Origin of the sequence: Aromatoleum toluolicum, from assembly GCF_012911005.2 — a bacterium.
In the GTDB taxonomy this organism is placed as follows: domain Bacteria; phylum Pseudomonadota; class Gammaproteobacteria; order Burkholderiales; family Rhodocyclaceae; genus Aromatoleum; species Aromatoleum toluolicum.
The window spans coordinates 12,510-35,023 of sequence record NZ_WTVS01000014.1 but is presented as its reverse complement, the minus strand read 5'-3'; the positions used below and the strand labels follow the sequence as shown (position 1 = coordinate 35,023).

Genomic DNA, 22,514 nt, shown 5'->3' with positions numbered 1-22,514 from the left:
TTGAATTCATGAGCACCATCGAGTCGAGCCTGGAAGCGGGCTGGAAACTGATCTGTGCGGTCGAGGACATCCCGGTCCTGGGTTCGCGCGTGGTGAAGTCGACGAGCGGCGACATCGCGATCTTCCGCAACGCCGAAGACGAGGTCTTCGCGGTGCACGACAAGTGCCCGCACAAGCAGGGCCCGCTGTCGCAGGGCATCGTGCATGGGCGGCAGGTGACCTGCCCGCTGCACAGCTGGAAGATCGAGCTCGACTCCGGGAACGCGGTCGCGCCGGACGTCGGCTGCACCAAATCCTTCGAAGTGAAAGTCGAGGACGGCAAGGTCCTGCTCAAGGCCTAAGTCCGCCCCCCACCCAGCCGAAACGCGAGATCGACATGGACAAGCAATCCTTCCTCAAGGCCGGACACCCCCCGACGCTGCTGGCCTCCTTCCTGTACTTCGACCTGGCCTTCATGGTGTGGGTCATCCTCGGGCCGTTGGGCGTGCAGATCGCCAAGGACCTGGGGCTCGACCACGCGCAGAAGGGCCTGATGGTGGCGGTGCCGGTGCTCGCCGGCGCGATCCTGCGCATCTTCATGGGCGTGCTGGTCGACCATCTCAAGCCCAAGATGGCCGGCGCCATCGGCCAGGTCATCGTGATCTGTGCGCTCTTTGTCGCGTGGCAGTTCGGCATCCACAGCTACGAGCAGACGCTGCTGCTGGGCGTGTTCCTCGGCTTCGCTGGCGCGGCCTTCGCGGTCGCACTGCCGCTGGCTTCGCGCTGGTATCCGCCGGAGCACCAGGGCACGGCGCTGGGCATCGCCGGGGCCGGCAACTCGGGCACCGCGCTCGCCGCGCTGTTCGCGCCGGGCCTCGCGGCGGCCTTCGGCTGGACCAACGTGTTCGGCCTCGCGCTGATCCCGCTCGCGCTGGTGTTCGTGTTCTACCTCGTCGTCGCCAAGGATGCGCCCGAGTGCCCGCCGGCCAAGCCGCTGACCGAGTACTTCAAGGTGCTGAAGGACAAGGACGCGTGGTGGTTCATGTTCTTCTACTCGGTGACCTTCGGCGGCTTCGTCGGGCTGGCGTCCTCGCTGACGATCTACTTCAATACCCAGTATGGGCTCGACGCGAAGATGGCCGGCTACTTCACCGCTGCCTGCGTGTTCGCCGGCTCGCTGGTGCGCCCGATCGGCGGCCGCGTCGCGGATCGCGTCGGCGGCATCAAGAGCCTGTCGGTGATGTACGTGTTCGCGGCGATCTTCCTCGCGATCGTCGGCATCGGGCTGCCGGAGGCGTGGATGGCGCTCGGGGTGTTCGTGCTGGCGATGCTGGCGCTGGGCATGGGCAACGGCGCGGTGTTCCAGCTCGTGCCGCAGCGCTTCCGCAAGGAGATCGGCGTGATGACGGGCTTGGTCGGCATGGCGGGCGGCGTCGGCGGCTTCTACCTCGCGTCCTCGCTCGGCTACGCGAAGCAGGTCACCGGCAGCTATCAGCTGGGCTTCATGATCTTCGCCGGGCTCGCGCTCGCCGCGCTGATCGGCCTCACCTCGGTGAAGACCCGGTGGCGCACGACCTGGGGTGCGGCGCACCTCACCTCGGCGCGCATCTGAGGCGCGAGCCCGAGGCATAGACGGAGAGCGCAGGCATGAACAAGGTCGCGACCCTGGAGCTTCCCCCCGCGACGCCGGAGACGGCGTCGGGGCTGGCGACAGCGCGCCGGGCGGGCAAGACCCAGCCGCTCTCCGTGCGCCTCGGCCATGCGACCGAGCAGGGCCTGCGGCCGCGCAACGAGGATTTCGTCGGCGCGGCCACCCCGGAAGGCGCCGAGCTGGAGGCGAAGGGCCTGCTGCTTGCGGTTGCGGACGGTGTCGGCGGCCACGCCAACGGGCGCGAGGCGGCCGAATACACGGTGCGCGGGCTGCTCGCGGACTACTACGCGACGCCCGACACCTGGAGCGTCGAGAAGTCGGTCGATACGGTGGTTGGTGCGATCAACCGCTGGCTGCTGGCGCAGTCGGCGAAGTCGCGCGACTACGCGGGCATGGCGACGACGCTCACCGCGGTGGTGCTGCGCGGGCGGCGCTATTACGTCGCGCATGTCGGCGACTCGCGCGCCTACCTGTGGCACGACGGGGCGCTGCGCCGCCTGACCGAAGACCACACCTGGGAACACCCCGAACTCGACAACGTGCTGCGTCGCGCCGTGGGGCTCGACGCCCAGCTGCTGGTGGATTTCGACGACGGCGAGCTGGCGGTCGGCGACCGTTTCCTGCTCGTCAGCGACGGCGTGTGGAACACGCTGGGCGACGACGGCATGGGCGAGCTGCTGGCGCGCGGGGACGACCCGCAGGCGGCGGCCGACGCCCTCGTGCTGGAGGCGCTGCGCCGCGGAGCGACCGACAATTGCACGGCGCTGGTGGCCCACGTCGACACGGTGCCCGCCGACAACCTGCGCGACCGCCTCGCGAGCGGCCGTCGCCTGCCGCTGCCGCCGCGGCTGAAGGTCGGGGAGACGCTCGACGGCCTGCGTGTCGAGGAGCTGCTGCACGAGTCGCGTGTGACCTTGCTGTATCGCGTGACGCGCGTGGCCGACGGGGCCGCACTGGTGTTGAAGACCTTGCGCCTGGACGAGGGCGACGAGGAGGCGATGGCCGCGCTGGTGCGCGAGGAGTGGTTGGCGCGCCGGGTGCCGGGGCACGGCTTTCCGCGCGTCTGCGACCACTCGCAGCGCGACCACCTGTACTACCTGATGAGCTGGCACGAGGGCGAGACGCTGAAGGCGAGTCTCGCGCGCGGCCACCGCTACGCGGCGCACGAACTGGTGCGTATCGGCGCGGCGCTGCTGCGTGCGGTCGCAGCGCTGCACCGACTGGGCATCGTGCATCGCGACATCAAGCCGGACAACATCCACGTCGACCGCAAGGGTGAGCTGCGCCTGCTCGATCTCGGTGTCGCCGCCTCAGACGGAGAGGATCTGCGCGAGATCAACAACCCCGGCACGCCGTCCTACATGGCGCCGGAGCTCTTCGCCGGGCAGCAGGCGAACGAATCCTCGGACCTATACGCCTGCGGCGTCACCTTGTACGAGTTGCTGACGCACAAATACCCCTACGGCGAGGTCGAACCCTTCCAGCGCCCCCGCTTTGGCGAGGCCGTGCATCCGACGCGCTACCGGCCCGATACGCCGGAATGGCTCGAAACCGTCTTGCTGAAGGCCTGCGCGCGTGAGCCGAAGGAGCGCTTCGAGACCGCGGAGGAGTTCCTGCTGGCGCTCGAACGCGGCGCCCACCGCCCGCTCGCTACCCATCGCCGCGCGCCGCTGGTCGAGCGCAATCCCGCCTTCGCGCTGAAGCTTGTTGCGGGCGCCTCGCTGCTGCTGAACCTGGTTTTGCTGTACCTGCTGAGCCGACACTAATAGGCCAATGTATGAGGTTTGCGCGGGCACTTTGTTCCTCCCCCTTCAAGGGGGAGGCTAGGAGGGGGATGGGTTTCCGTCGGGACTAACCGGCGTCTGTAGCAACCTCGTCCCAAACCCATCCCCACCCCAGCCCTCCCCTTGAAGGGGAGGGAGCAAGAGCGCGGCAATAAATGAACATGACGACACCCCCGGAGATCAAGATGGAAACGAAGGCCACCTGTCCGTACTGTGGCGTCGGCTGCGGCGTCCTCATCGAACACGACGGCGCGCGCATCACCGGCGTGCGCGGCGATCCGGAGCATCCGGCGAACTTCGGCCGCCTGTGCACGAAGGGCTCGACGCTGCACTTCACCGCGCGGCACGAAACCCGTCTGCTGCATCCGGAACTGCGCGGCACCAAGGGCGAGGCGCGTCGCCGCGTGGGGTGGGACGAGGCGCTCGGCACCGCGGCGCAGCGCTTCGCCGACGTGATCAAGGAGCACGGCCCCGACGCGGTCGCGTTCTACATCTCCGGTCAGCTGCTGACCGAGGACTACTACGTCTTCAACAAGCTGATGAAGGGCCTGATCGGCTCGAATAACGTCGATACGAACTCGCGCCTGTGCATGTCGAGTGCGGTCGCGGCCTACAAGCAGACGCTCGGCGCCGACGCGCCGCCCTGTTCCTACGAGGATTTCGCCGAGACCGACTGCCTGCTGATCGCCGGCGGCAACCCGTCCTACGCGCACCCGATCGCGTTTCGCCGCATCGAGGACGCGAAGGCCGCGCGCCCGGACATGAAGATCATCGTCGTTGATCCGCGCCGCACCGACACCGCGGCGACCGCCGACCTGCACCTGCCGATCCTGCCGGGCACCGACATCTGGCTGTTCAATGCGATGCTCAACGTGCTGCTGTGGGAAGGGCATGTCGACACTGCCTTTGTGCGCGAGCACACCGAAGGTTTCGACGCGCTGCGCGAGCACGTGCGCGAGATCACGCCGGCGGTCGCGGCGGAGGTGTGTGGCCTCGGTCCGAAAGGGGCGGATGACATCCGCACCGCCGCCCGCTGGTGGGGCGAGTCGCCGCGTGCGATGTCGCTGTGGTGCCAGGGTCTCAACCAGTCCACGCACGGCACGCACAACGGCGCGGCGCTGATCGCGCTGTCGCTCGCCACCGGCAAGATCGGCAAACCCGGCTGCGGGCCGTTCTCGATGACCGGCCAGCCCAATGCGATGGGCGGGCGCGAGGTGGGCGGGCTCGCGAACCTGCTGTCGGCGCACCGCGACCTCGCGAACCCCGCGCACCGCGCCGAAGTCGCGCGCCTGTGGGGCGTCGCCGACGTGCCGGAGAAGCCCGGTCTCACCGCGGTCGAATTGTTCGACGCGATGCACGAGGGGCGTATCAAGGCACTGTGGATTGCGTGTACCAACCCGGCGCAGTCCTTGCCGGAGCTCGAGCGCGTGCGCGAGGCGCTGGTGCGCTGCGACTTCGTCGTGCTGCAGGAGGCCTACGGCAACACCGAGACCGCCCCGTTCGCCGACCTGCTGCTGCCGGCCGCAAGCTGGGGCGAGAAGGAAGGCACGGTGACGAATTCCGAGCGTCGCATCACACACGTGAATCGCGCGATACCGGCGCCGGGCGAGACGCGCGCCGACTGGGCGATCGTGTGTGATTTCGCGCGCAAGCTGGGACCGCTGATCGGCAAGCCCGAGGCCGAGCGCATGTTCGGTTACGCCGGCCCGGAAGCGATCTTCGTCGAACACGCCGAAAGCACGCGTGGCCGCGACCTGGACATCACCGGCCTGTCGTATGCGCTGCTCGACACCCAAGGTCCGCAACAGTGGCCTTTCCCCGCAGGCGCTACACAAGGCCGCGCGCGGCTCTACACCGACGGCCGCTTCCCGACCGCCGACGGCCGTGCGCGCTTCGTCGTGCCGACGGCGAAGCTCACCGCCGAGCGTGCCGACGCGCGCTTTCCGCTGCGCCTCACCACGGGACGGCTGCGCGATCAGTGGCACGGCATGAGCCGCACCGGCAAGGTCGCGCGCCTCTACAACCACGTCGACGAGGCGCGCATCGAGCTCAACGCCGACGACATGCATCTGCGCGGCATTGCCGATGGCGAGCTGGTGCGCGTGAAGAGCCGGCGCGGCGAAATCGTGCTGCGCGCCGCCGCGTCGGGCGAGATCCGTTCCGGCCAGGCTTTCGTTGCGATGCACTGGGGCGCCAACGCCCTCAACTCGGGCGGGATCAATGTGCTCACGCTGCGCGAGTTCGACCCGTACTCGAAGCAGCCGGAACTCAAGCACGCCACCGTGCAGATCGAGAAGGCGAATCTGCCGCATCAGGCATTGATCATGCGCGGCGAGGGGGACACAAAGCGGGGCGGGGCGACGGCGGAGGAGGGCGAGGAGAGGGATCCCGCCGGCGTCACGCTCGAGCGCGCCGCGCTCCTCGCTCCGTGGCTGGAGCGCTTCGCCTACGCGTCGCTGGCGCTCGCCGGGCGCGACCACCCGGCGGTGGTGCTGCGCATCGCGCATGACCAGCCGATCCCGCAGGCGTGGCTGGACGAGCTCGACGCGCTGCTCGGGCTCGACGACGACCACTGCCTCGCCTACAGCGACGCGCGCCGTGGCATCACCAAGCGCGCGCGCATCGAGGACGGGCTGCTCGTCGGCCTGCGCCTGACCGGCGAGACGGCGGCGGCAGGCTGGCTGCGCGACGTGCTGGTCGAGCGCCAGCCGACCGCGGAGCTGCGGCGCTGGATCCTTGCGCCGCTGTCGAGCCCGCCGGCGGCCGCGAAGAGCCGCGGACGCATCGTGTGCAACTGCCTCAACGTGTCGGAGAGCGACATCGCCGCGGCGATCGGGGGCGGCGCGGGCTTCGCCGACCTGCAGGAGAAGCTCAAGTGCGGCACGAGTTGCGGCTCCTGCGTGCCGGAGATCAAGCGTCTGGTCGCGGCCGGGCGCCGCGCCGCTTGAGCGGCGGCACGGTTGTAAACAAAAGCGTCAAACAATAACGATGAACATCCCCAGGGAGAATTTCGATGAACCAATCGGTGCCCGCAGGTGCCGTGCCGCTCGTTCGCGCGTCCGGCATGGCAGGCGCCCCGTTGCACCTCCGTGTCGTGGGCGCAGCGGTGCTGGCGGCGCTGGGAGCGGTCGCGACGAGCGCCGCCGCCGATCCTGTGATGCAGGTTTCCGGCGCGGCAATCGCGGCGAGCGGTTTCGGTCTGGCGGTGCTGACGGCGCGCAGGCTGCGCGAGCGCTTCACGCGCCTGGAGACCTTCGCCGCCGAGTTGTCCGAGCGCCGCCTGACCGCGCGCCTCGCCACCGGCGGGGGCGATGAGTATTCCGCGCTGAGCGAGCGCTTCAACGGCGCCGCGCGCGGCCTGTCGGCGGTAATGGTGGAACTCGGCCGCGCCACCGACGAATTGAAGAGCGTCTCGCGCGAGGCGAGCGAGAACGCCGCTGCCGGCGAGCGCGGCGTGCAGGTGCAGCGCGATACGACGGTGTCCTCCGCTGCCACGCTGGAGGAGCTCATCACCAGCCTCGCGAGTACCCGCGACGGCGCCGCGGAGGCGGCCAGCGTCGCCGGCGAGACGGCCGAGGAGGCGCGCCAGGGGGCAGTCGAGGTCGCCGAAGTGGCGGGCGCGATGCAGGCGCTCGCTGGCGACGTGGGCGGTGCGGCGCAGGCCGCCGGGGCGCTCGCCGAGCGCTCGCGCCGCATCGACGGCATCGCCGGCACGATCGCGGAGATCGCCGCGCGCACCAACCTGCTGGCGCTCAACGCGGCCATCGAGGCCGCGCGCGCCGGCGAGGCCGGGCGCGGCTTCGCGGTGGTCGCCGACGAAGTCCGCGGCCTCGCCGAAGGCACCACCTCCGCGACGCGCGACATCGCGGCGCTGATCGGCGAAGTCCAGGCCGACGTCGCGCGCCTGCTGGCCGCGGTCGAGGCCGCCGACACGCGCGCGCAGGACAGCGCCCGCCGCGCCCGGCATGCCGCCGACGCGCTGTGCTCGATCGAGCTGGCCGCCGGCCGCACGCTGGGCCGCATGCGCGAGATCGCCGACGGCAGCGCCGAGCAGAGTATTGCCGGCGAGCGTATCGCCGCCGACATCGAACGCGTCGCCCAGCTTGCCGACGACAACGCGCGCCGCGTGGTCGAAAGTGCCGAACTCGCGCGCTACCTTGAACAACTCGTGGGACGGCTCGAGGAGCGCGTCCACAGTTACCGTTACGAGTGAGGGGCGCCATGGAGAACACGATTTGGCGCGCCACTGCGACTGCCGCCGCGCTGGGCCTCGCCTACGTCGCCGTGCGCTGGGGCGGCCTGCGCCGGCATGCGGGGAAACGCGTTCCGCGCGCCCGGCAGGCGCTCGCGACCGGGGGCAAACTCGTGCAGCTGATCGCCCATGTCCAGCAGCATCGCGGCATGAGCAATGCTTGGCGGGCCGGCGACGCGAGCTTTGCCGCGCGCCTGCCGGAGAAGCAGTCGGCCATCGAACGCCTGTTCGGTGAGCTGCTCGCCGACGCGGTGCACGAGGACGCGGCAGTCGTGCCGTGCTTCGTCAGTCATGACGTGCGCCGGCTGCGCCACCTGTGGCAGGACGTCGTGCGCGGACTCGGTCGCGCCACGCCCGAGGAGAATTTCGCCGTCCACTGCCGCATCATCGCCGATCTGCTCGATTGGCTCGGCGCGCTCGGCGAGGCCCGCATCGAACAGCCGCTCGCTGGGCTCGTGCCGGCGGTCGCCGCGCGCAACTTCGCGCATCGCCTGCCGGCGCTCGCCGAATGCCTGGGGCAGGCGCGGGCGCTCGCGAGCGCCGTCGCGGCGCGCCGCGAGTGCCCACCGGTGTCGCGCGTGCGCCTGCTGTTCCTGCTGTCGCGCGCCGAATCGCTGCTCGCGCAGGTGGTGAAGGCGTCCGGCGGTTCCGGTGCGGGCAGTACCGATGCCGGCCGCGCCGTGGACCGCTTCGTCGCTGCGCTGCGCGACCGCCTGCTCGCGTCGGGCGACATCCAGCTCACCGCCGGGGAATGCTTCACGCTTGGCACGGCGGCGATCGACCGGGTGTTCGAACTGCTCGGCGCCGAGTGCGCGCTCGTCGAGGCATCGCTGGCGCGGGCGCGCGCCGGGCTTGCCGATGTGCGCGCAGGCGGGGTCGCGGCATGAACGCTCGCGACGAGTCCTGCGGAGGGCGTGCCGGTGGTTCGCTCGCAGGGATGAACCATCTCGACAGCGGGCGGGTGCTCGCGGTGCTCATCGACAACCTCGACGGTCTGGTCTGCCGCTGCGCGATCGATGGGGACCGGACGCTGCTGTTCGTCAGCGAAGGCTCGCGGCGCTTGCTCGGCTACGCGCCCGGCGAACTCGTCGGCAGTCGTCACGTCGCCTTCGAGCAGGTCATCCACGGCGAGGACCGCGCGCAGGTGCGCCGCGAAGTCATGGGCGCGCTGGCCGCAGACGCCCGCTACCGCATCGAGTACCGCGTGCAGTGCCGCGATGGCAGCATCAAGTGGGTGCTTGAGCGCGGCGTGGGCGTGCGCGACGAAAGCGGCCGGCGCGTTGTCGAGGCCTTCATCGAGGACATCACCGACCAGGTCACTGCCCAGCAGCGCCTGGCGGAGACCGAAAGCCGCTACCGCAGCCTGTTCGAGAATTCGGTGGTCGGCATCTTCCAGACCTCGGCGGACGGCCGCTACATCGCCGCCAACGGCGCGCTCGCGCGCATGTACGGCTACGATTCGCCCGATGCCCTGATCGCCGACCTGCAGGACATCGACCGTCGCCTGTACGTCTCGTCCGGCCGGCGGGAGGAGTTCAAGCGCCAGATCGCCGAGCGTGGCTACGTCAGCGACTTCGAGTCGGAGGTGTTCCGCCGCGACGGCTCGACGCTGTGGATCGCCGAGACCGCCCACGCGGTGTACGGCGCCTACGGCGAGCTGCTGTACTACCAGGGAACGGTCGAGGACATCAGCGTCGCCAGACGTTATCGCGAGCAGCTCGAGCATCAGGCCAACCACGACCCCCTCACGGGGCTCCCCAACCGCAATCTGTTGCGCGACCGCCTCGAACAGGCGCGTGCCTTCGTCGAACGCGAAGGCGGGGCGGTTGCGGTGGCCTTCGTCGATCTGGACAACTTCAAGGTCATCAACGACAGCCTCGGTCACGCGATCGGCGACGAGTTGCTGCTCGTCGCCGCTTCCCGCCTGAAGGGCTGCCTGCGCGCGATCGACACCGTGGCGCGCTACGGCGGTGACGAGTTCGTGCTGATCCTGCATTGCGACACGGGCCCCGACATGCTGCAGCGCGTGTTCGAGCGCGTGTTGCGCGAGATCGCCCGGCCGGTGCAACTGGGCGGGCACGAACTGCAGGTCACCTGCAGCATCGGCGTCGCGATGCTCGACGGCGACCAGGGCGTCGACGAACTGCTCAAGAACGCCGACGCGGCGATGTACGCGGCGAAATCGGCCGGCCGCGCGACCTTTGCCTTCTACGAGGCCTCGCTCAATTCCGCCGCCGTAAAGCGGCTGCGGCTCGAATCCGCGCTGCGCCACGCGCTGGCGCGCGGCGAGATCGAGGTGCATTTCCAGCCCAAGGTCGACGCCGGCGGGCGTGCCTGTTCGGTCGAAGCGCTGGCGCGCTGGACCGGCAGCGAGTTCGGCGTCGTCTCGCCGGCGACCTTCATCCCCATCGCCGAGGAGACCGGCCTCATCGAGCCGATCACCGAGTTCGTGCTGCGCACCGCGTGCAGCCAGGCCGCGCAGTGGCACCGCGCCGGCTTCGGGCCGCTCGCCGTCGCTGTGAACCTCTCGCCGCGGCTCTTCCGCTCCGGCTGCTTCGCCACGCAGGTCGCCGCCGCGCTCGCCGACTACGGCCTGCCGGCCGACTGCCTGGAACTCGAGATCACCGAAGGCACGCTGATGGACGAGGGCGTCGATGCCATCGAGCAGCTGCGCGCGTTGAAGGCGCTGGGCGTGCGCCTCGCCGTCGACGACTTCGGCACCGGCTACTCCTCGCTCGCCTACCTCACGCGCTTCCCGCTCGATATCCTCAAGATCGACAAGTCCTTCGTGTCGCGTGCGACCGAAGGCGAGGGCGAGGCCATCCTGTCGCGGGCGATCGTCACGCTGGGGCGCGACCTCGGCCTGCGCGTCGTCGCCGAAGGCGTCGAGACCGAATCCCAGTGGAAGCTCTTCGCCGGAGCCGGCTGTCACGAGTTCCAGGGCTATCTCTTCGCCCGTCCGCTGCCGGCCTCGTCCGCCGATGCCTGGCTGGCGGCGAACACCGCGACCGCACCGGCCTGAGCCGCCTGTTCGTGAGGCGGGCCGTCACGCGAGTTTGACGGATTCTTGACATCCGCCTCGGTAGAGTCGCGTCTTGCCTGCGGGCGGCCGTCGTGCCGTCCCGCGGCGCTCCCGATGTCCATGGACCGTCGCACTGCACGCCCGGCAGGATCGATCCTGTCGCGTCGTGTGCAGAGTGGCGGCCAAGATCGAGAAACGCATGCGCGACAACACCCAAGTTTCGGTCCTCGGTCCGGTTCCGCTCCGGCGCCCCCTCGGTCTCACGCTCGACCATCCGCTCGCCGAGCTGATCGCGCTGATGCTGCTGGCGCTCCTGCTGATCGGTGCCGGCCTCGGCGTGCGCGAACCGTCCAACGTCGATGAGGAGCGCTTCCTCGGCGTCGCACTGGAGATGCTGCAGAACGGCTCGTGGATCATTCCGCACCGGGCCGGGCAGATCTACCCGGACAAGCCGCCTCTCTTCATGTGGGCCGTCGCGTTCCTCGTCCGCGTCACCGGCTCGCCGCGCGTCGCCCTGTTCCTGCCGGCCCTGATCGCCGGTGCGGTGACCACCGGCTGCCTGTACGACCTCGGGCGGCGCCTGTGGAACCGTCGCACCGGCGTCATCGCGGCATTGCTCTTCCTCGCCTGCTTCCAGACCTACAACGTGCTGCGCGCGGGCCAGCTTGACGGGCTGCTGTGCCTGTGGATCGCGCTGGGGACGTACGGACTCGTGCGCCACCTGATCGGCGGGCCGGCCTGGGGCTGGTTCTACGTCGCCTGCGCCGCGATGGGCTTCGGCGTCATCACCAAGGTCATCGGCTTCCTGCCGCTGTTCATGCTGCTGCCCTACGCGTGGGCCGTGCGCAAGGATTGGCACGGCGTGGGCCCGGTGCCGCGTGAGCCGTGGCGCTGGGCGCTGGGCCTCGCCGTGATGCTCGCGGCGGTCGCCGTGTGGGCGGCGCCGCTCGCGGCCACCGTGCTGCTGCAGGGCGACGCGGAAAGCCTCGCCTACGTGCGGGACGTGACGCTGCGCCAGACCGCCGAGCGCTACACGAATGCGTGGATGCACCGCGAGCCGGCGTGGTATTTCGTCGCGAACGTGATCCCGGAAGTCTGGCTGCCGCTCGTCCTCGGTCTGCCGTGGCTGGTGCCGGCGTGGCGACAGCAGCTCGCCCGGCGCGACGGCCGCGTGCTCGTGCTGCTCGGCTGGGCGGTGCTGATCGTGCTGTTCTTCTCCCTGAGCACCGGCAAGCGCAAGCTGTACATCTTCCCCGCCCTGCTCGGCACGGTGCTGACGGTCGCGCCGCTCGTGCCCTGGCTGCTGCGACGCTGGTTCGGCGGCCGTCCGCGCGCGCTGCGCATTTTCCGCGGGCTCGCCGCGAGCTGGTTCGTCGCGTGGTTCGTCGCCGGCTTCGTCGAGCCGCTCAAGGAAGGTCCGAACCCGCATCAGGAGGTGATGCGCGCGGCGGCGGAGGTGACCGGCGGCGGGGACCTCCTCCTCATCGAATGGCGCGAGGGGCACTGGCTCTTCGCCCGCCAGCCCATCGTGCATTTCGGCTTCCAGTCGGGCGCAGGCGTCGACGAGGCCGCCCGCTGGCTGCGTACCCACCCCGACGCCCATGCGCTGGTGCCGGCGCGCGAACTCGCACGCTGCTTCGTCCCGGACAAGGCACGCAAGGTCGGCGGCACCTCGCGCGCGGAGTGGTACGTCGTCGGTGCCGACGCCGACAACGGACAGTGCCGCAGCGACGTCGATCCGCGCGAATTCCGCTTCGCATGGCAGTCGCCGCTCTGACATCGGGACAACAAGGACGAGGAGACAAGATGCCCGGAACCGATCGTGCCGTACGTTACTCCCGCAGGCGCCTGTATGGCCTCGCGCTGATCTCGGCGCTCGCGGTCGCAGGTGTCGCGAACCACACGCTGCACTGGGGGCAGAAGGCCGCCTCGCACGCCACGGCCGGGCAGCACGCGGCCACGCCGGCGATCTCGCTGCAGGACTACGAAGTCGTCATCGATGCGAAACCGATTCCCGGCGCCGCCGAGCTGTCCGGCATCACCTACGACTTCGACCGCGACCGCCTGCTCGCGATCGGCAACGACGGGCCGGCCGAGGTCGTCGCCCTGAGCCGCAGCGGCGACGTGCTCGAGCGCTACCGACTGGAAGGCTTCGACGACCCCGAAGCGATCGCCTACATGGGCAACGGGCGCGTCGCGATCACCAACGAAACCCTGCAGCGCCTCAACTTCGTCGACATCCCGCCGCAGTCAGGGACGATCGACGCGAAAGGATCGCCCTTCCTCGCACTCGGCCTGAACATGCATCGCGGCAACAAGGGTTTCGAGGGACTCGCCTACGACGTGGCCGGCGACCGCGTCTTCATTGCCAAGGAGCGCGACCCGCGCCAGCTCTTCGAGGTGGACGGCGTCGCCGCCGCGCTCGCCGGCCGGCTGCAGCTGGCGCTGCAGGACCACACCGACTGGATCGACCGGGAGGTGTCCACGGGCGACCTCGCCGACGTTTGCTTCGACCCGAAGACGGGCCACCTCGTGCTGCTGAGCGAGGAGTCGAAGGAACTCGTCGAGCTCGACGCCGACGGCCGCTTCGTGAGCTCGCGGCCGCTTGCGGGCCGGCGCTCGGGCCTCGCGCACGACGCACCCTCGCCCGAAGGCGTCACGATGGACGCCGCCGGCAACATCTACATCGTCAGCGAACCCAACCTGTTCTACATGCTGCGGAAGAAGTCCTGAGGCGCGGAAGCCTCCTCAGGCGCCCTTCAGCGCGTAGATCCCGGCCGCGTTGCGCCAATAGCCCTTGTAGTCCATGCCGCAGCCGAAGAGGAAGCGGTCGGGGATGTCCAGGCCGTAGAAATCCGGCTTCATCCCCGGGCGCGCCTTGCGCGCGTGCTGCTTGTCGACGAGCACCGCGGTGAGCACCTCGGCCGCGCCTTCCTCGCGGCAGTGCGCGACGATCGCGTCCAGTGTGTGGCCCTCGTCGAGGATGTCGTCGATGACCAGCACCGTGCGGCCCTTCAGGTCCTGCGTCGGGCGCACGCGCCAGTCGAGCATCGTCTGCCCGTTGAGCGCATGGCCGTAGCGCGTCGCGTGCAGGTAGGCCACCTCCAGCGGGAAATTCAGCCGCGACAGCAGACGTCCGGCGATCACCAGTCCGCCGTTCATCACGCAGTAGCACACCGGGTTGCTGTCGGCGAGCCGTGCGGTGATCGCGGCCGCCATGCGGTCGAGTGCGGCGCCGACTTCGGCGGGGGTGGCGAGGCAGTCGGCTTCGACCATCGCCTGTTTGATTTCGTTGAGATCGACGCTCATCGTTTCAGTGTCCGGAAAAATCGCAAACGGTAAAGATTTCGAGCCCGGCTTCGCGCAGCAGCTTCGAGCCGCCAAGTTCGGGTAGATCGACGATCGCCGCGGCCTCGACGACCTCGGCGCCGAGGCGCGCGAGCAGGCGCGAGGCCGCCATCATCGTGCCGCCGGTCGCGATCAGGTCGTCGATCAGCAGCACGCGGTCGCCCTTGCGCGCGGCATCCGTGTGCATCTCGACGGTGGCGTTGCCGTACTCCAGTTCATAGTCCTCAGCGATCGTCGTGAATGGCAGCTTGCCCTTCTTGCGCACGGGCACGAAGCCCGCATTGAGCTGGTGCGCCACGACGCTGCCGAGGATGAAACCGCGCGCATCGATGCCCGCGACGACATCGATCTCGCGGTCCATGTAGCGCAGCACGAAGACGTCGACCAGCAGGCGGAAGGCCTTCGGATCCTGCAGCAACGGCGTGATGTCGCGGAACATCACCCCCGGCTGCGGCCAGTCCGGCACGGTGCGGATCGCGTTCTTCAGGAAGGTGGTGTCGAGCTGTAGTGTCATCACAGGAAGGCGAACTTGAGGACGAACACGATGGCGATGCCGACCACCATCGGCGAGAGATCACGACTGCGGCCCGCGAGGACCTTGAGCGCAGCATAGGACACGAAACCGAACGCGATGCCGTGCGCGATCGAAAACGTGAAGGGCATCGTGATCGCGGTGACGACGGCGGGTGTCGCCTCGGTGAGGTCGTCCCAGTCGATCTCGGCGAGACCGCGGATCATCAGCACCGCAACGTAGCACAGCGCCGGGGCAGTCGCGAAGGCCGGCACGGTGCCGGCGAGCGGCGCGAGCACCAGCGCGGCGAGAAACAGCACCGCGACGGTGACGGCCGTGAGCCCGGTGCGTCCGCCGACCGAAGTGCCCGCCGCCGACTCGATGTAGGCTGTCGTCGACGAGGTGCCCAGCGCAGCGCCGGCCACGATCGCGGTCGAGTCCGCGAGCAGCGCGTTCCGCAGGCGCGGCAGCTTGCCGTCGGCATCGAGCAGCCCCGCGCGGTGCGCGACGCCGATCAGCGTGCCCGATGCGTCGAACAACTCGACGAGGAAGAAGGTCAGGATCACCGTCAGCAGGCCCGCGTTGAGCGCGCCGGCGATGTCCATCTGCAGGAAGGTCGGTGCGATCGATGGCGGCGCAGCGAAGATGCCGTTGAACGGCGTGAGGCCCAGCGCGATCGCGAGCGCGGTGATCGCGAGGATGCCGATGATGATGCCGCCGTGGATGCGCCGCTGCTCGAGTGCGACGATCAGGACGAAGCCCAGCACCGCCAGCAGCGGCCCCGGCTGGTGCAGGTCGCCCAGCGTCAGCAGCGTGGCCGGATGGCCGGCGATGATGCCCGCGTTCTTGAGGCCGATGATCGCGAGGAACAGCCCGACCCCCGCCGAAATCGCGAACTTCATCGAGCGCGGGATCGAATTCACGATCGCCTCGCGCAGCCGGAACAGGCTCACGACGACGAACAGGCACCCGGAGATGAACACTGCGCCGAGTGCCGCCTGCCACGTGAAGCCCATGCCCTTGACGACCGCGAATGCGAAATAGGCGTTGAGCCCCATGCCGGGCGCGAGCGCGATCGGGTAGTTCGCGTACAGGCCCATGATCGCCGAGCCGAGCGCGGCGGCGATGCAGGTCGCGACGAAGACCGCTTCCCGCGGCATCCCCGCCGCGGACAGGATGTCCGGATTCACGAAGATGATGTAGGCCATCGTGAGGAAGGTCGTCAGGCCGGCCAGCAGTTCCGTCCTGACGTCGGTGCCATGCGCGGAGAGCTGGAAGAAGCGTTCCAACATCTTGTTCCCCAAGCGAAAAAGCGGCGCAGTCTACCCGTCGCCCCCACCCCGGACAATTGTTGTTACACACAATGCCGGGACGCGACAAGCCCTTGCCGGCTGCCTGCGTACGGGCCGTCGGGCGCGGTGTGGCAGGCCACCGGTTCGGCCGGCGTGAGTATCGATGGCCAAATTGGGCAGCGCTGCGGTGCAGCATGGTTGCGTGACGTTGACGTCAACGTCAAAATACCGCCCGACGTCCGACAGGGGCGTCGAAACTCAATCAAAGTCGCCTGCGGCACAATACTCCGGCTGCACTGTCGGGGCCTGCGGCAAGCGGGCGTACATCGGGCGTGGCGGAGGTTCATCCACCGCGCCGCTTCTGGGAAAGGAGAGGAAATGACTGCAGTTGCCGAGTTTCTGAAAGCACGGGACTTCCTGCTGGCCAACCGCACCGACTACGCCACCGCGTACGCCGGATTCCAATGGCCGCAGCTCACCGAGTTCAATTGGGCGCTCGACTATTTCGATTCGATGGCCAAGGGCAACGAGCAGCCCGCGCTGTGGATCGTCGAGGAAGACGGCCGCGAATCGAAGCTCTCCTTCGCCGAGATGTCCGCACGCTCGAATCGCGTCGCGAACTGGCTGCGCGAGCAGGGCGTCGCGCGCGGCGACCGCATCCTGATCATGCTCGGCAACGAAGTGCCGCTGTGGGAAACCATGCTCGCCGCGATCAAGCTCGGTGCCGTCGTGATCCCCGCAACCACGCTGCTGACCCCCGACGACCTGCTCGACCGCCTCGAGCGCGGCCAGGTCAAGCACGTCGTGATCGGCAAGGCCCACACCGACAAGTTCGCCGACCTCGCCGGCAGCTACACGCGCGTCAGCGTCGGCGGTGCGACCGCCGGCTGGCTCTCGTTCGAGGATGCCTACGCCGCGTCGCCCGAGTTTGCGCCGTCGGGCGTCACCAAGGTCACCGACCCGCTGCTGCTGTACTTCACCTCCGGCACCACGTCGAAACCCAAGCTCGTCCAGCACAGCCACCAGTCCTACCCGGTCGGCCACCTGTCGACGATGTACTGGATCGGCCTGCAGCCCAACGACCGCCACATGAACATCAGCTCGCCGGGCTGGGCCAAGCACGCGTGGAGCTGCTTCTTCGCGCCGTGGAACGCCGGCGCCTGCGTCTTCCTGTACAACTACAACCGCTTCAACGCCAAGGCGCTGCTCGACGTGCTCGTGAAGTACGAGATAACCACGATGTGCGCGCCCCCGACCGTGTGGCGCATGCTGATCCAGCAGGATCTCGCCTCGGTGAAGACCAAGCTGCGCGAACTCATCGGCGCGGGCGAGCCGCTCAACCCCGAAGTCATCGACCAGGTGAAGAAGGCTTGGGGCATCACGATCCGCGACGGCTTCGGCCAGACCGAGACCACCGCCCAGATCGGCAATACGCCCGGCCAGCGCCTGAAGCCCGGTTCGATGGGCCGTCCGCTGCCCGGCTACACGATCGCGCTGCTCGACGCCGACAGCAAGCCCACCGATGAAGGCGAGATCAGCCTGGTGCTCGCCAAGCGCCCGATGGGTCTGATGCTCGGCTACGCCGGCGACGAAGCCAAGACCGCCGAAGCCATGCGTGACGGCCACTACCGCACCGGCGATGTCGCGAACATCGACGAGGAAGGCTACATCACCTACGTCGGCCGCGCCGACGACGTGTTCAAGGCCTCCGACTACCGCATCAGCCCGTTCGAGCTTGAATCGGTGCTGATCGAGCACCCGGCCGTCGCCGAAGCCGCCGTCGTGCCGAGCCCGGACCCGGTGCGTCTCGCCGTGCCCAAGGCCTACGTGATCCTCGCCGCCGGCTTCGAGCCGTCGAAGGAGCTCGCGAAGGACATCTTCGCCTTCACGCGCGACAAGCTCGCCCCGTACAAGCGCATCCGCCGCCTCGAGTTCTCGGACCTGCCGAAGACCATCTCCGGCAAGATCCGCCGCGTCGAACTGCGCAAGAGCGAGGAAGGCAAGGACGGCTCCGTGCGCGGCGCGCTGGAGTTCTTCGAGGAAGACTTCCCCGAGCTCAAGGGCTGAACCGCCGCGCATTGCGCATCGCATCAAGGGGCACGTGCAGTGGCGGTATAAGCTGCTACAATGCGCCCCGTGGCGGGTCTCCCCGCATTGCAGCGCGGTGAATCTGGTCAGGGCCGGAAGGCAGCAGCCACAGCCGTTCCCTGCAAGTGCCGGGGGTCGGGCTCGCCACCCTGATTCGCGAACGGGCGCTCCGGAAACGGGGCGCCCGTTTCATTTTGTGCCTCCTTGCGGGACTTCCGTTACGTACGCCCCGCGGTCTTGCGCTATCGTCGGTGCGTCCCCTCACTGAGCACTCACCGAGCACGCGCTTGAAACTGCGTCCCTTCTTCCTTTCCCTGTTGTGCCTGGCCGGCATCGCCGCCGCGCCCGTGGGCGCCGAAACGCAGGGCGTCGCCCTCGTGCTGTCGGGCGGCGGCGCGCGCGGCATCGCTCACGTCGGCGTGCTGAAGGTGCTCGAGGACATGCGCATCCCCGTCGACTGCATCGTCGGCACCTCGATGGGCGCGATCGTCGGCGGCGCCTACGCGGCGGGGATGGAGCTGGGCGACATGGTGCGCGAGATCCACGCCGTCGACTGGGTGAATATGTTCTCCAGCAGCGTGCCGCGCGAGGACCAGCCCTTCCGCGACAAGCAGGACGCCGCGCGCAACCGCTCCGCGATCACGCTGGGTTACGGTGACGGTGCGCTGTTGCTGCCGCAGAGCGCGATCTCGGGCCAGGCGATGGACCGCTTCCTCACGCGGCTCGCCGGCGACGCCGAAGTGCTCGACACCTTCGACAGCCTCGCGCTGCCATTCCGCGCCGTCGCCACCGACCTCGAGACCGGCGAACTCGTGCTGCTCGACAAGGGGCCGCTGTGGCGCGCGATGCGCGCGAGCATGGCCGTGCCCGGCGTGTTCCTGCCGATCGAGAACGACCAGCGCCTGCTCGTCGACGGCGGCCTCGTCATGAACCTCCCGGTCGATATCGGCCGCGAGCTGTGCGGCGGGCGCGTCATCGCCGTGAACCTCGGCACGCCGCCGCACGCGCGCGAGCGCCTGCGTTCCGCGACCGACATCGCGCTGCAGGCGATCAACCTCGCCCTCGAGCAGAACGTGCGCCAGCAGCTCGCGCGCCTGGGGCCGGACGACGCCCTGATCCAGGTCGAACTCCCTGGCATCACCTCGCGCGACTTCGAGCGCGTGCTCGAGACCATCCCGTACGGCACCGAGGCCGCGCTGCGCCAGTCGGCGTCGCTCGCGCGCTTCAGCGTCGACGAGGACAGCTACGCGAAGTGGCAGGCGCTGCGCCAGTTCCGCTGGCACAAGCGCGCCCCCGTCGTTGCCGACATCAAGGTCGACGGCCTCAAGTTCGTGCCCGAACGCCTGTTCGGCGCCACGCTCACGCAGAAGACCGGCGAAGCGCTCGACCCCCAGAAGCTCGAGCAGGACATCGCGCGCATCTACGAGCGCGGCGACTTCGACCGCCTGCGCTACAGCGTCCTGCACGACGGGCCGCGCGCCACGGTGCAGCTCGATGCCGACGAGAAGGCTTCGGGGCCCAACCTGCTGCGCTTCGGCGGCGGCCTCGCGGCCGACTTCGAAGGCGGCTCCCAGGTCGGCCTCTACGCCGGCTTCTCGCGCCGCTGGCTCAACACCCGCGGCGGGCGCTGGGACACCGACCTGCAACTGGGCACGACGAACCGCATCCGCACCGAGCTGTTCCAGCCGCTCGACCTCGACAGCGGCTGGTTCGTCGCGCCGTCCGTCGAGCTCTTCAACCGCGTGCTGCCGGTCTTCGTCGACGGGCGCAAGCTGTCCGAGAACAAGGAGAAGGGCGGCCTGATCGGACTCGATGCCGGCTACGAAGTCGGCATGTGGGGCGAACTGCGTGCCGGCTGGCGGCGCGGGCGACGCAGTTCGGAAGTCACCGCCGGTCCGGAGCTCTACCCCGAACGCCTCATCGAGGACGGCTGGGTGCATGGCACCGCCACCATCGACCGCCTCGACAGCCCCTTCTTCCCGCGCCGCGGCTACGCCGCCCGGTTGCGCGCGGAGCTGCACACGCCGACCTTCGGCGCCGACCAGCGCTACTTCTTCACCGAACTCGACGGCGACGCCGCGACGTCCTTCGGCCCCAATGTGTGGCGCCTGCGCGCGCTGCTTGCCGGCAGCCCCGACCGCGACCTGCCTGAAGTCGGCCGCACCCTGCTGGGCGGCCCCTTCCGCCTGTCCGGCTACCGCTACGGCGAACTCGCCGCCGATCAGGTGGCGCTCGTGAGTGCCGCCTACTACCGCCAGATCACGCGCCTGCCCGACACCCTCGGCCGCGGCGTGTACGCCGGCGCGACTGCCGAATGGGCCGAACTGCGCAACTATGGCACCTCGCTCACGCCCGACCCCGGCCGCCATCGCGCGTACTCGCTCTTCCTCGGCGCCGACACTGCCATCGGTCCGATCTACGTCGGCGCGAGCTACTCGCCCGAAGTCGGCGACGTGCGCTACTACCTGCAGCTCGGCCAGCCCTGACGTCGACGCACGTTCAGCGAATCGCACCGGGTTCGCCGTCGGCGCTCTGCTAGAATCCCGCGCCATGAGCTATCAAGTTCTCGCCCGCAAGTGGCGGCCGAAATCCTTTGCGACGCTGGTCGGCCAGGAGCATGTCGTCCGCGCGCTCAGCCACGCGCTCGCGACCGGCCGGCTGCACCACGCCTGGCTGTTCACCGGTACGCGCGGCGTCGGCAAGACCACGATCTCGCGCATCCTCGCCAAGGCGCTGAACTGCGAGACCGGTGTCACCGCCGAGCCCTGCAACCAGTGCGCCGCCTGCCAGGCGATCGACGCCGACCGCTTCCCCGACTATGTCGAGATGGACGCGGCGTCGAACCGCGGCGTCGAGGATATGGCCGCGCTGCTCGACAAGGCCGTGTACGCGCCGGTGCAGGGCCGCTACAAGGTCTACATGATCGACGAAGTGCACATGCTCACCGGGCATGCGTTCAACGCGATGCTGAAGACCCTCGAAGAGCCGCCTGAGCACGTCAAGTTCATCCTCGCGACCACTGACCCGCAGAAGATCCCGGTCACGGTGCTGTCGCGCTGCCTGCAGTTCAACCTCAAGCAGATGCCGCCGGGCCACATCGTCGAGCATCTGTCGCGCATCCTCGCGGCCGAGGCCGTCCCCTTCGAGGCCCCGGCGCTGCGCCACCTCGCCAAGGCCGCCAACGGCTCGATGCGCGACGCGCTGTCGCTGCTCGACCAGGCCATCGCGCACGGCTCGGGCAAGGTCGAGGAAGAGCAGGTCACCCACATGCTCGGCACGGTCGGCGACGACCACCTGTACGCCGTGCTCGACGCGCTCGCCGCCGCCGACGTCACGGCGCTGCTGGCGGTCGCCGACCGCATGGAAGCGCGCAGCCTTTCGTTCGACGCCGCGCTGCAGGCCCTCGCATCCCTGCTGCATCGCGTCGCCCTCGCGCAGTTCGCCCCCGCCGCGATCGCCGACGAGGCCGAGCGCCAGCGCGTGCTGCCCTATACCGAGGCCTTCGACGCCGAATTCCTCCAGCTTGCGTACCAGATCGCGATCCACGGCCGCGACGAGCTGCCGCTGGCACCCGACGACTACGCCGGCTTCACGATGACGCTGCTGCGCCTGCATGCGTTCCGCCCCGACCAGCCGCCGGCCCTCGGCAGCCCCGCGGCCGAAGGTGGGGGCGGGGGCGTCGCCCGCAGCGTGCCGCCTGCGACCCCGCGGCCTGCGGCAGCGCCGCGACCCGTCCCCGACACTGCCAGCGCACCGCCCGCCCGCCCGGCTGCCGCGGCCCCGGCTGCGCCGGCCACCCCGGCGCCTTCGGTCTTGCCAGCGTCCACGCCGTCGGCCCCGGTTCCGGCGGCCGAACCCGTGCAACGTCCGGCGCCGGCCGCGGCAGGCGCCTCGGCGGAAGCCCGTCCGGAGCCCGCCAACTCGGTGCCGCCGTGGGAGGATCTTCCCCCCGAGGCCTTTGCCGGCCAGAGCGCCGAGCCGGCCGCGCTACGTTCCGAGCCCCCGCGCGAGGCCGCGCCGCCCCCGGCCGCCGCACGACCTGCGCCGGCGTTGCGGCCCGAGACGACGCCGCAGTCCGCTCCGTCGCCCGAAGCGCCCCCTGTGGCGCCGGCCCCTCCGGTCGCGCCGACTGCACTCGCGCCCGGCGGCGACGGTGACGGCGATGCAGCGGCGGACTTCACCGCCGGCAACTGGCACGGCCTCATCCGCCGGCTCGGTCTTGGCGGCCTCGTGCGTGAGTTCGCCCAGCACTGCGAGTGGCTCGGCTTCGCCGACGGCGTGATCGACCTGAGGCTCTCGAACGCCCACCGCCATCTCCTCGACATGAATCCGGGTGTGGTCGAGCGCATCCAGGACCAGCTCGCATCCCTGTATGGGGCGCCGCTCAAGCTGCGGGCCGCCGTCGGCGCGATCGAAGGCGAGACGCCCGCGCAGCGCGACGAGGCCCACCGCCGTGCGCGCCATGCCGAGGCGGTCGCGGCCCTAGAAAGCGATCCTTTCGTACGCGAACTGATCGAACGATTCGACGCAACCCTCGTGGAAGCGTCGGTGAAACCTCTTTGAATCCCCAATTGCGGAGAGTCGCAC

General features: G+C 69.6%; 15 protein-coding genes and 1 other RNA gene. 13 read left to right on the top strand and 3 right to left on the bottom strand.

The genetic code is table 11. From position 1 onward, the window contains the following. Positions 1–8: 8 nt before the first annotated feature. From nirD to GPA27_RS08510, 9 genes are all read left to right on the top strand, one after another. The gene (gene nirD / locus GPA27_RS08550; protein ID WP_169139499.1) at positions 9–341 is read left to right on the top strand and encodes a nitrite reductase small subunit NirD; all 333 of its coding nucleotides are present in this window, start codon (positions 9–11) and stop codon (positions 339–341) included. Positions 342–376: 35 nt separating this feature from the next. Beyond that, positions 377–1,591: a nitrate/nitrite transporter gene (locus GPA27_RS08545; protein WP_169139497.1), complete on the top strand. Its 1,215-nt coding sequence runs from the start codon at positions 377–379 to the stop codon at positions 1,589–1,591. A gap of 35 nt (positions 1,592–1,626) precedes the next feature. Further along, entirely contained in the window at positions 1,627–3,396 is a 1,770-nt protein-coding gene (locus GPA27_RS08540) for a bifunctional protein-serine/threonine kinase/phosphatase (protein WP_246261001.1), read from the top strand. Between the two features lie 203 nt (positions 3,397–3,599). Next, positions 3,600–6,362: a nitrate reductase gene (locus tag GPA27_RS08535; RefSeq protein ID WP_169139495.1), complete on the top strand. Its 2,763-nt coding sequence runs from the start codon at positions 3,600–3,602 to the stop codon at positions 6,360–6,362. A 65-nt stretch (positions 6,363–6,427) separates the two neighbouring features. Beyond that, the gene (locus GPA27_RS08530) at positions 6,428–7,627 is read left to right on the top strand and encodes a methyl-accepting chemotaxis protein (RefSeq protein ID WP_169139493.1); all 1,200 of its coding nucleotides are present in this window, start codon (positions 6,428–6,430) and stop codon (positions 7,625–7,627) included. 8 nt (positions 7,628–7,635) lie between these two features. Then, positions 7,636–8,553, top strand: a complete 918-nt coding sequence (locus GPA27_RS08525) for a nitrate- and nitrite sensing domain-containing protein (protein ID WP_169139491.1) — start codon at positions 7,636–7,638, stop codon at positions 8,551–8,553. Next, positions 8,550–10,688: a putative bifunctional diguanylate cyclase/phosphodiesterase gene (locus GPA27_RS08520; protein ID WP_211164897.1), complete on the top strand. Its 2,139-nt coding sequence runs from the start codon at positions 8,550–8,552 to the stop codon at positions 10,686–10,688. The genes GPA27_RS08525 and GPA27_RS08520 overlap by 4 nt, the downstream gene beginning before the upstream one ends. A 199-nt stretch (positions 10,689–10,887) precedes the next feature. Beyond that, positions 10,888–12,465, top strand: a complete 1,578-nt coding sequence (locus tag GPA27_RS08515) for an ArnT family glycosyltransferase (protein WP_246261000.1) — start codon at positions 10,888–10,890, stop codon at positions 12,463–12,465. Positions 12,466–12,494: 29 nt separating this feature from the next. Continuing rightward, positions 12,495–13,421 (top strand): SdiA-regulated domain-containing protein, encoded by a 927-nt coding sequence (locus GPA27_RS08510; protein WP_169139489.1) that lies wholly within the window; start codon positions 12,495–12,497, stop codon positions 13,419–13,421. Positions 13,422–13,436: 15 nt separating this feature from the next. On the opposite strand, the gene GPA27_RS08505 is transcribed toward GPA27_RS08510, so the two are convergent. Genes GPA27_RS08505 through GPA27_RS08495 form a run of 3 tightly spaced genes read right to left on the bottom strand, consistent with a single transcriptional unit; the run spans position 13,437 to position 15,839 of the window. Further along, positions 13,437–13,997 (bottom strand): hypoxanthine-guanine phosphoribosyltransferase, encoded by a 561-nt coding sequence (locus GPA27_RS08505; protein ID WP_169139487.1) that lies wholly within the window; start codon positions 13,995–13,997, stop codon positions 13,437–13,439. 4 nt (positions 13,998–14,001) lie between these two features. Next, positions 14,002–14,550 carry an adenine phosphoribosyltransferase gene (locus tag GPA27_RS08500; RefSeq protein WP_169139485.1) on the bottom strand — a complete coding sequence of 183 codons (549 nt, stop codon included), beginning with the start codon at positions 14,548–14,550 and terminating at the stop codon, positions 14,002–14,004. Further along, positions 14,550–15,839, bottom strand: a complete 1,290-nt coding sequence (locus tag GPA27_RS08495) for an NCS2 family permease (protein ID WP_169139483.1) — start codon at positions 15,837–15,839, stop codon at positions 14,550–14,552. The genes GPA27_RS08500 and GPA27_RS08495 overlap by 1 nt, the downstream gene beginning before the upstream one ends. A gap of 378 nt (positions 15,840–16,217) precedes the next feature. On the opposite strand from GPA27_RS08495, the gene GPA27_RS08490 reads away from it, so the two are divergent. The 4 genes from GPA27_RS08490 to dnaX all read left to right on the top strand — a co-directional run bounded on the left by GPA27_RS08490 (position 16,218) and on the right by dnaX (position 22,490). Then, positions 16,218–17,906, top strand: coding sequence for an AMP-binding protein (locus GPA27_RS08490; RefSeq protein ID WP_169139481.1), 1,689 nt, complete (start codon positions 16,218–16,220; stop codon positions 17,904–17,906). Positions 17,907–17,977: 71 nt separating this feature from the next. Beyond that, an RNA gene (gene ffs / locus GPA27_RS08485) (signal recognition particle sRNA small type) lies at positions 17,978–18,076 on the top strand. A 138-nt stretch (positions 18,077–18,214) separates the two neighbouring features. Beyond that, the gene (locus tag GPA27_RS08480; protein ID WP_169139479.1) at positions 18,215–20,413 is read left to right on the top strand and encodes a patatin-like phospholipase family protein; all 2,199 of its coding nucleotides are present in this window, start codon (positions 18,215–18,217) and stop codon (positions 20,411–20,413) included. A gap of 64 nt (positions 20,414–20,477) precedes the next feature. Then, positions 20,478–22,490, top strand: a complete 2,013-nt coding sequence (gene dnaX, locus GPA27_RS08475; RefSeq protein ID WP_169139477.1) for a DNA polymerase III subunit gamma/tau — start codon at positions 20,478–20,480, stop codon at positions 22,488–22,490. The last annotated feature ends 24 nt before the right edge of the window (positions 22,491–22,514 follow it).

Coding starts and splice junctions, on each gene's coding strand:
- nirD (WP_169139499.1), top strand. CDS start 9: ATGAGCACCATCGAGTCGAGCCTGGAAGCGGGCTGGAAACTGATCTGT.
- GPA27_RS08545 (WP_169139497.1), top strand. CDS start 377: ATGGACAAGCAATCCTTCCTCAAGGCCGGACACCCCCCGACGCTGCTG.
- GPA27_RS08540 (WP_246261001.1), top strand. CDS start 1,627: ATGAACAAGGTCGCGACCCTGGAGCTTCCCCCCGCGACGCCGGAGACG.
- GPA27_RS08535 (WP_169139495.1), top strand. CDS start 3,600: ATGGAAACGAAGGCCACCTGTCCGTACTGTGGCGTCGGCTGCGGCGTC.
- GPA27_RS08530 (WP_169139493.1), top strand. CDS start 6,428: ATGAACCAATCGGTGCCCGCAGGTGCCGTGCCGCTCGTTCGCGCGTCC.
- GPA27_RS08525 (WP_169139491.1), top strand. CDS start 7,636: ATGGAGAACACGATTTGGCGCGCCACTGCGACTGCCGCCGCGCTGGGC.
- GPA27_RS08520 (WP_211164897.1), top strand. CDS start 8,550: ATGAACGCTCGCGACGAGTCCTGCGGAGGGCGTGCCGGTGGTTCGCTC.
- GPA27_RS08515 (WP_246261000.1), top strand. CDS start 10,888: ATGCGCGACAACACCCAAGTTTCGGTCCTCGGTCCGGTTCCGCTCCGG.
- GPA27_RS08510 (WP_169139489.1), top strand. CDS start 12,495: ATGCCCGGAACCGATCGTGCCGTACGTTACTCCCGCAGGCGCCTGTAT.
- GPA27_RS08505 (WP_169139487.1), bottom strand. CDS start 13,997: ATGAGCGTCGATCTCAACGAAATCAAACAGGCGATGGTCGAAGCCGAC.
- GPA27_RS08500 (WP_169139485.1), bottom strand. CDS start 14,550: ATGACACTACAGCTCGACACCACCTTCCTGAAGAACGCGATCCGCACC.
- GPA27_RS08495 (WP_169139483.1), bottom strand. CDS start 15,839: ATGTTGGAACGCTTCTTCCAGCTCTCCGCGCATGGCACCGACGTCAGG.
- GPA27_RS08490 (WP_169139481.1), top strand. CDS start 16,218: ATGACTGCAGTTGCCGAGTTTCTGAAAGCACGGGACTTCCTGCTGGCC.
- dnaX (WP_169139477.1), top strand. CDS start 20,478: ATGAGCTATCAAGTTCTCGCCCGCAAGTGGCGGCCGAAATCCTTTGCG.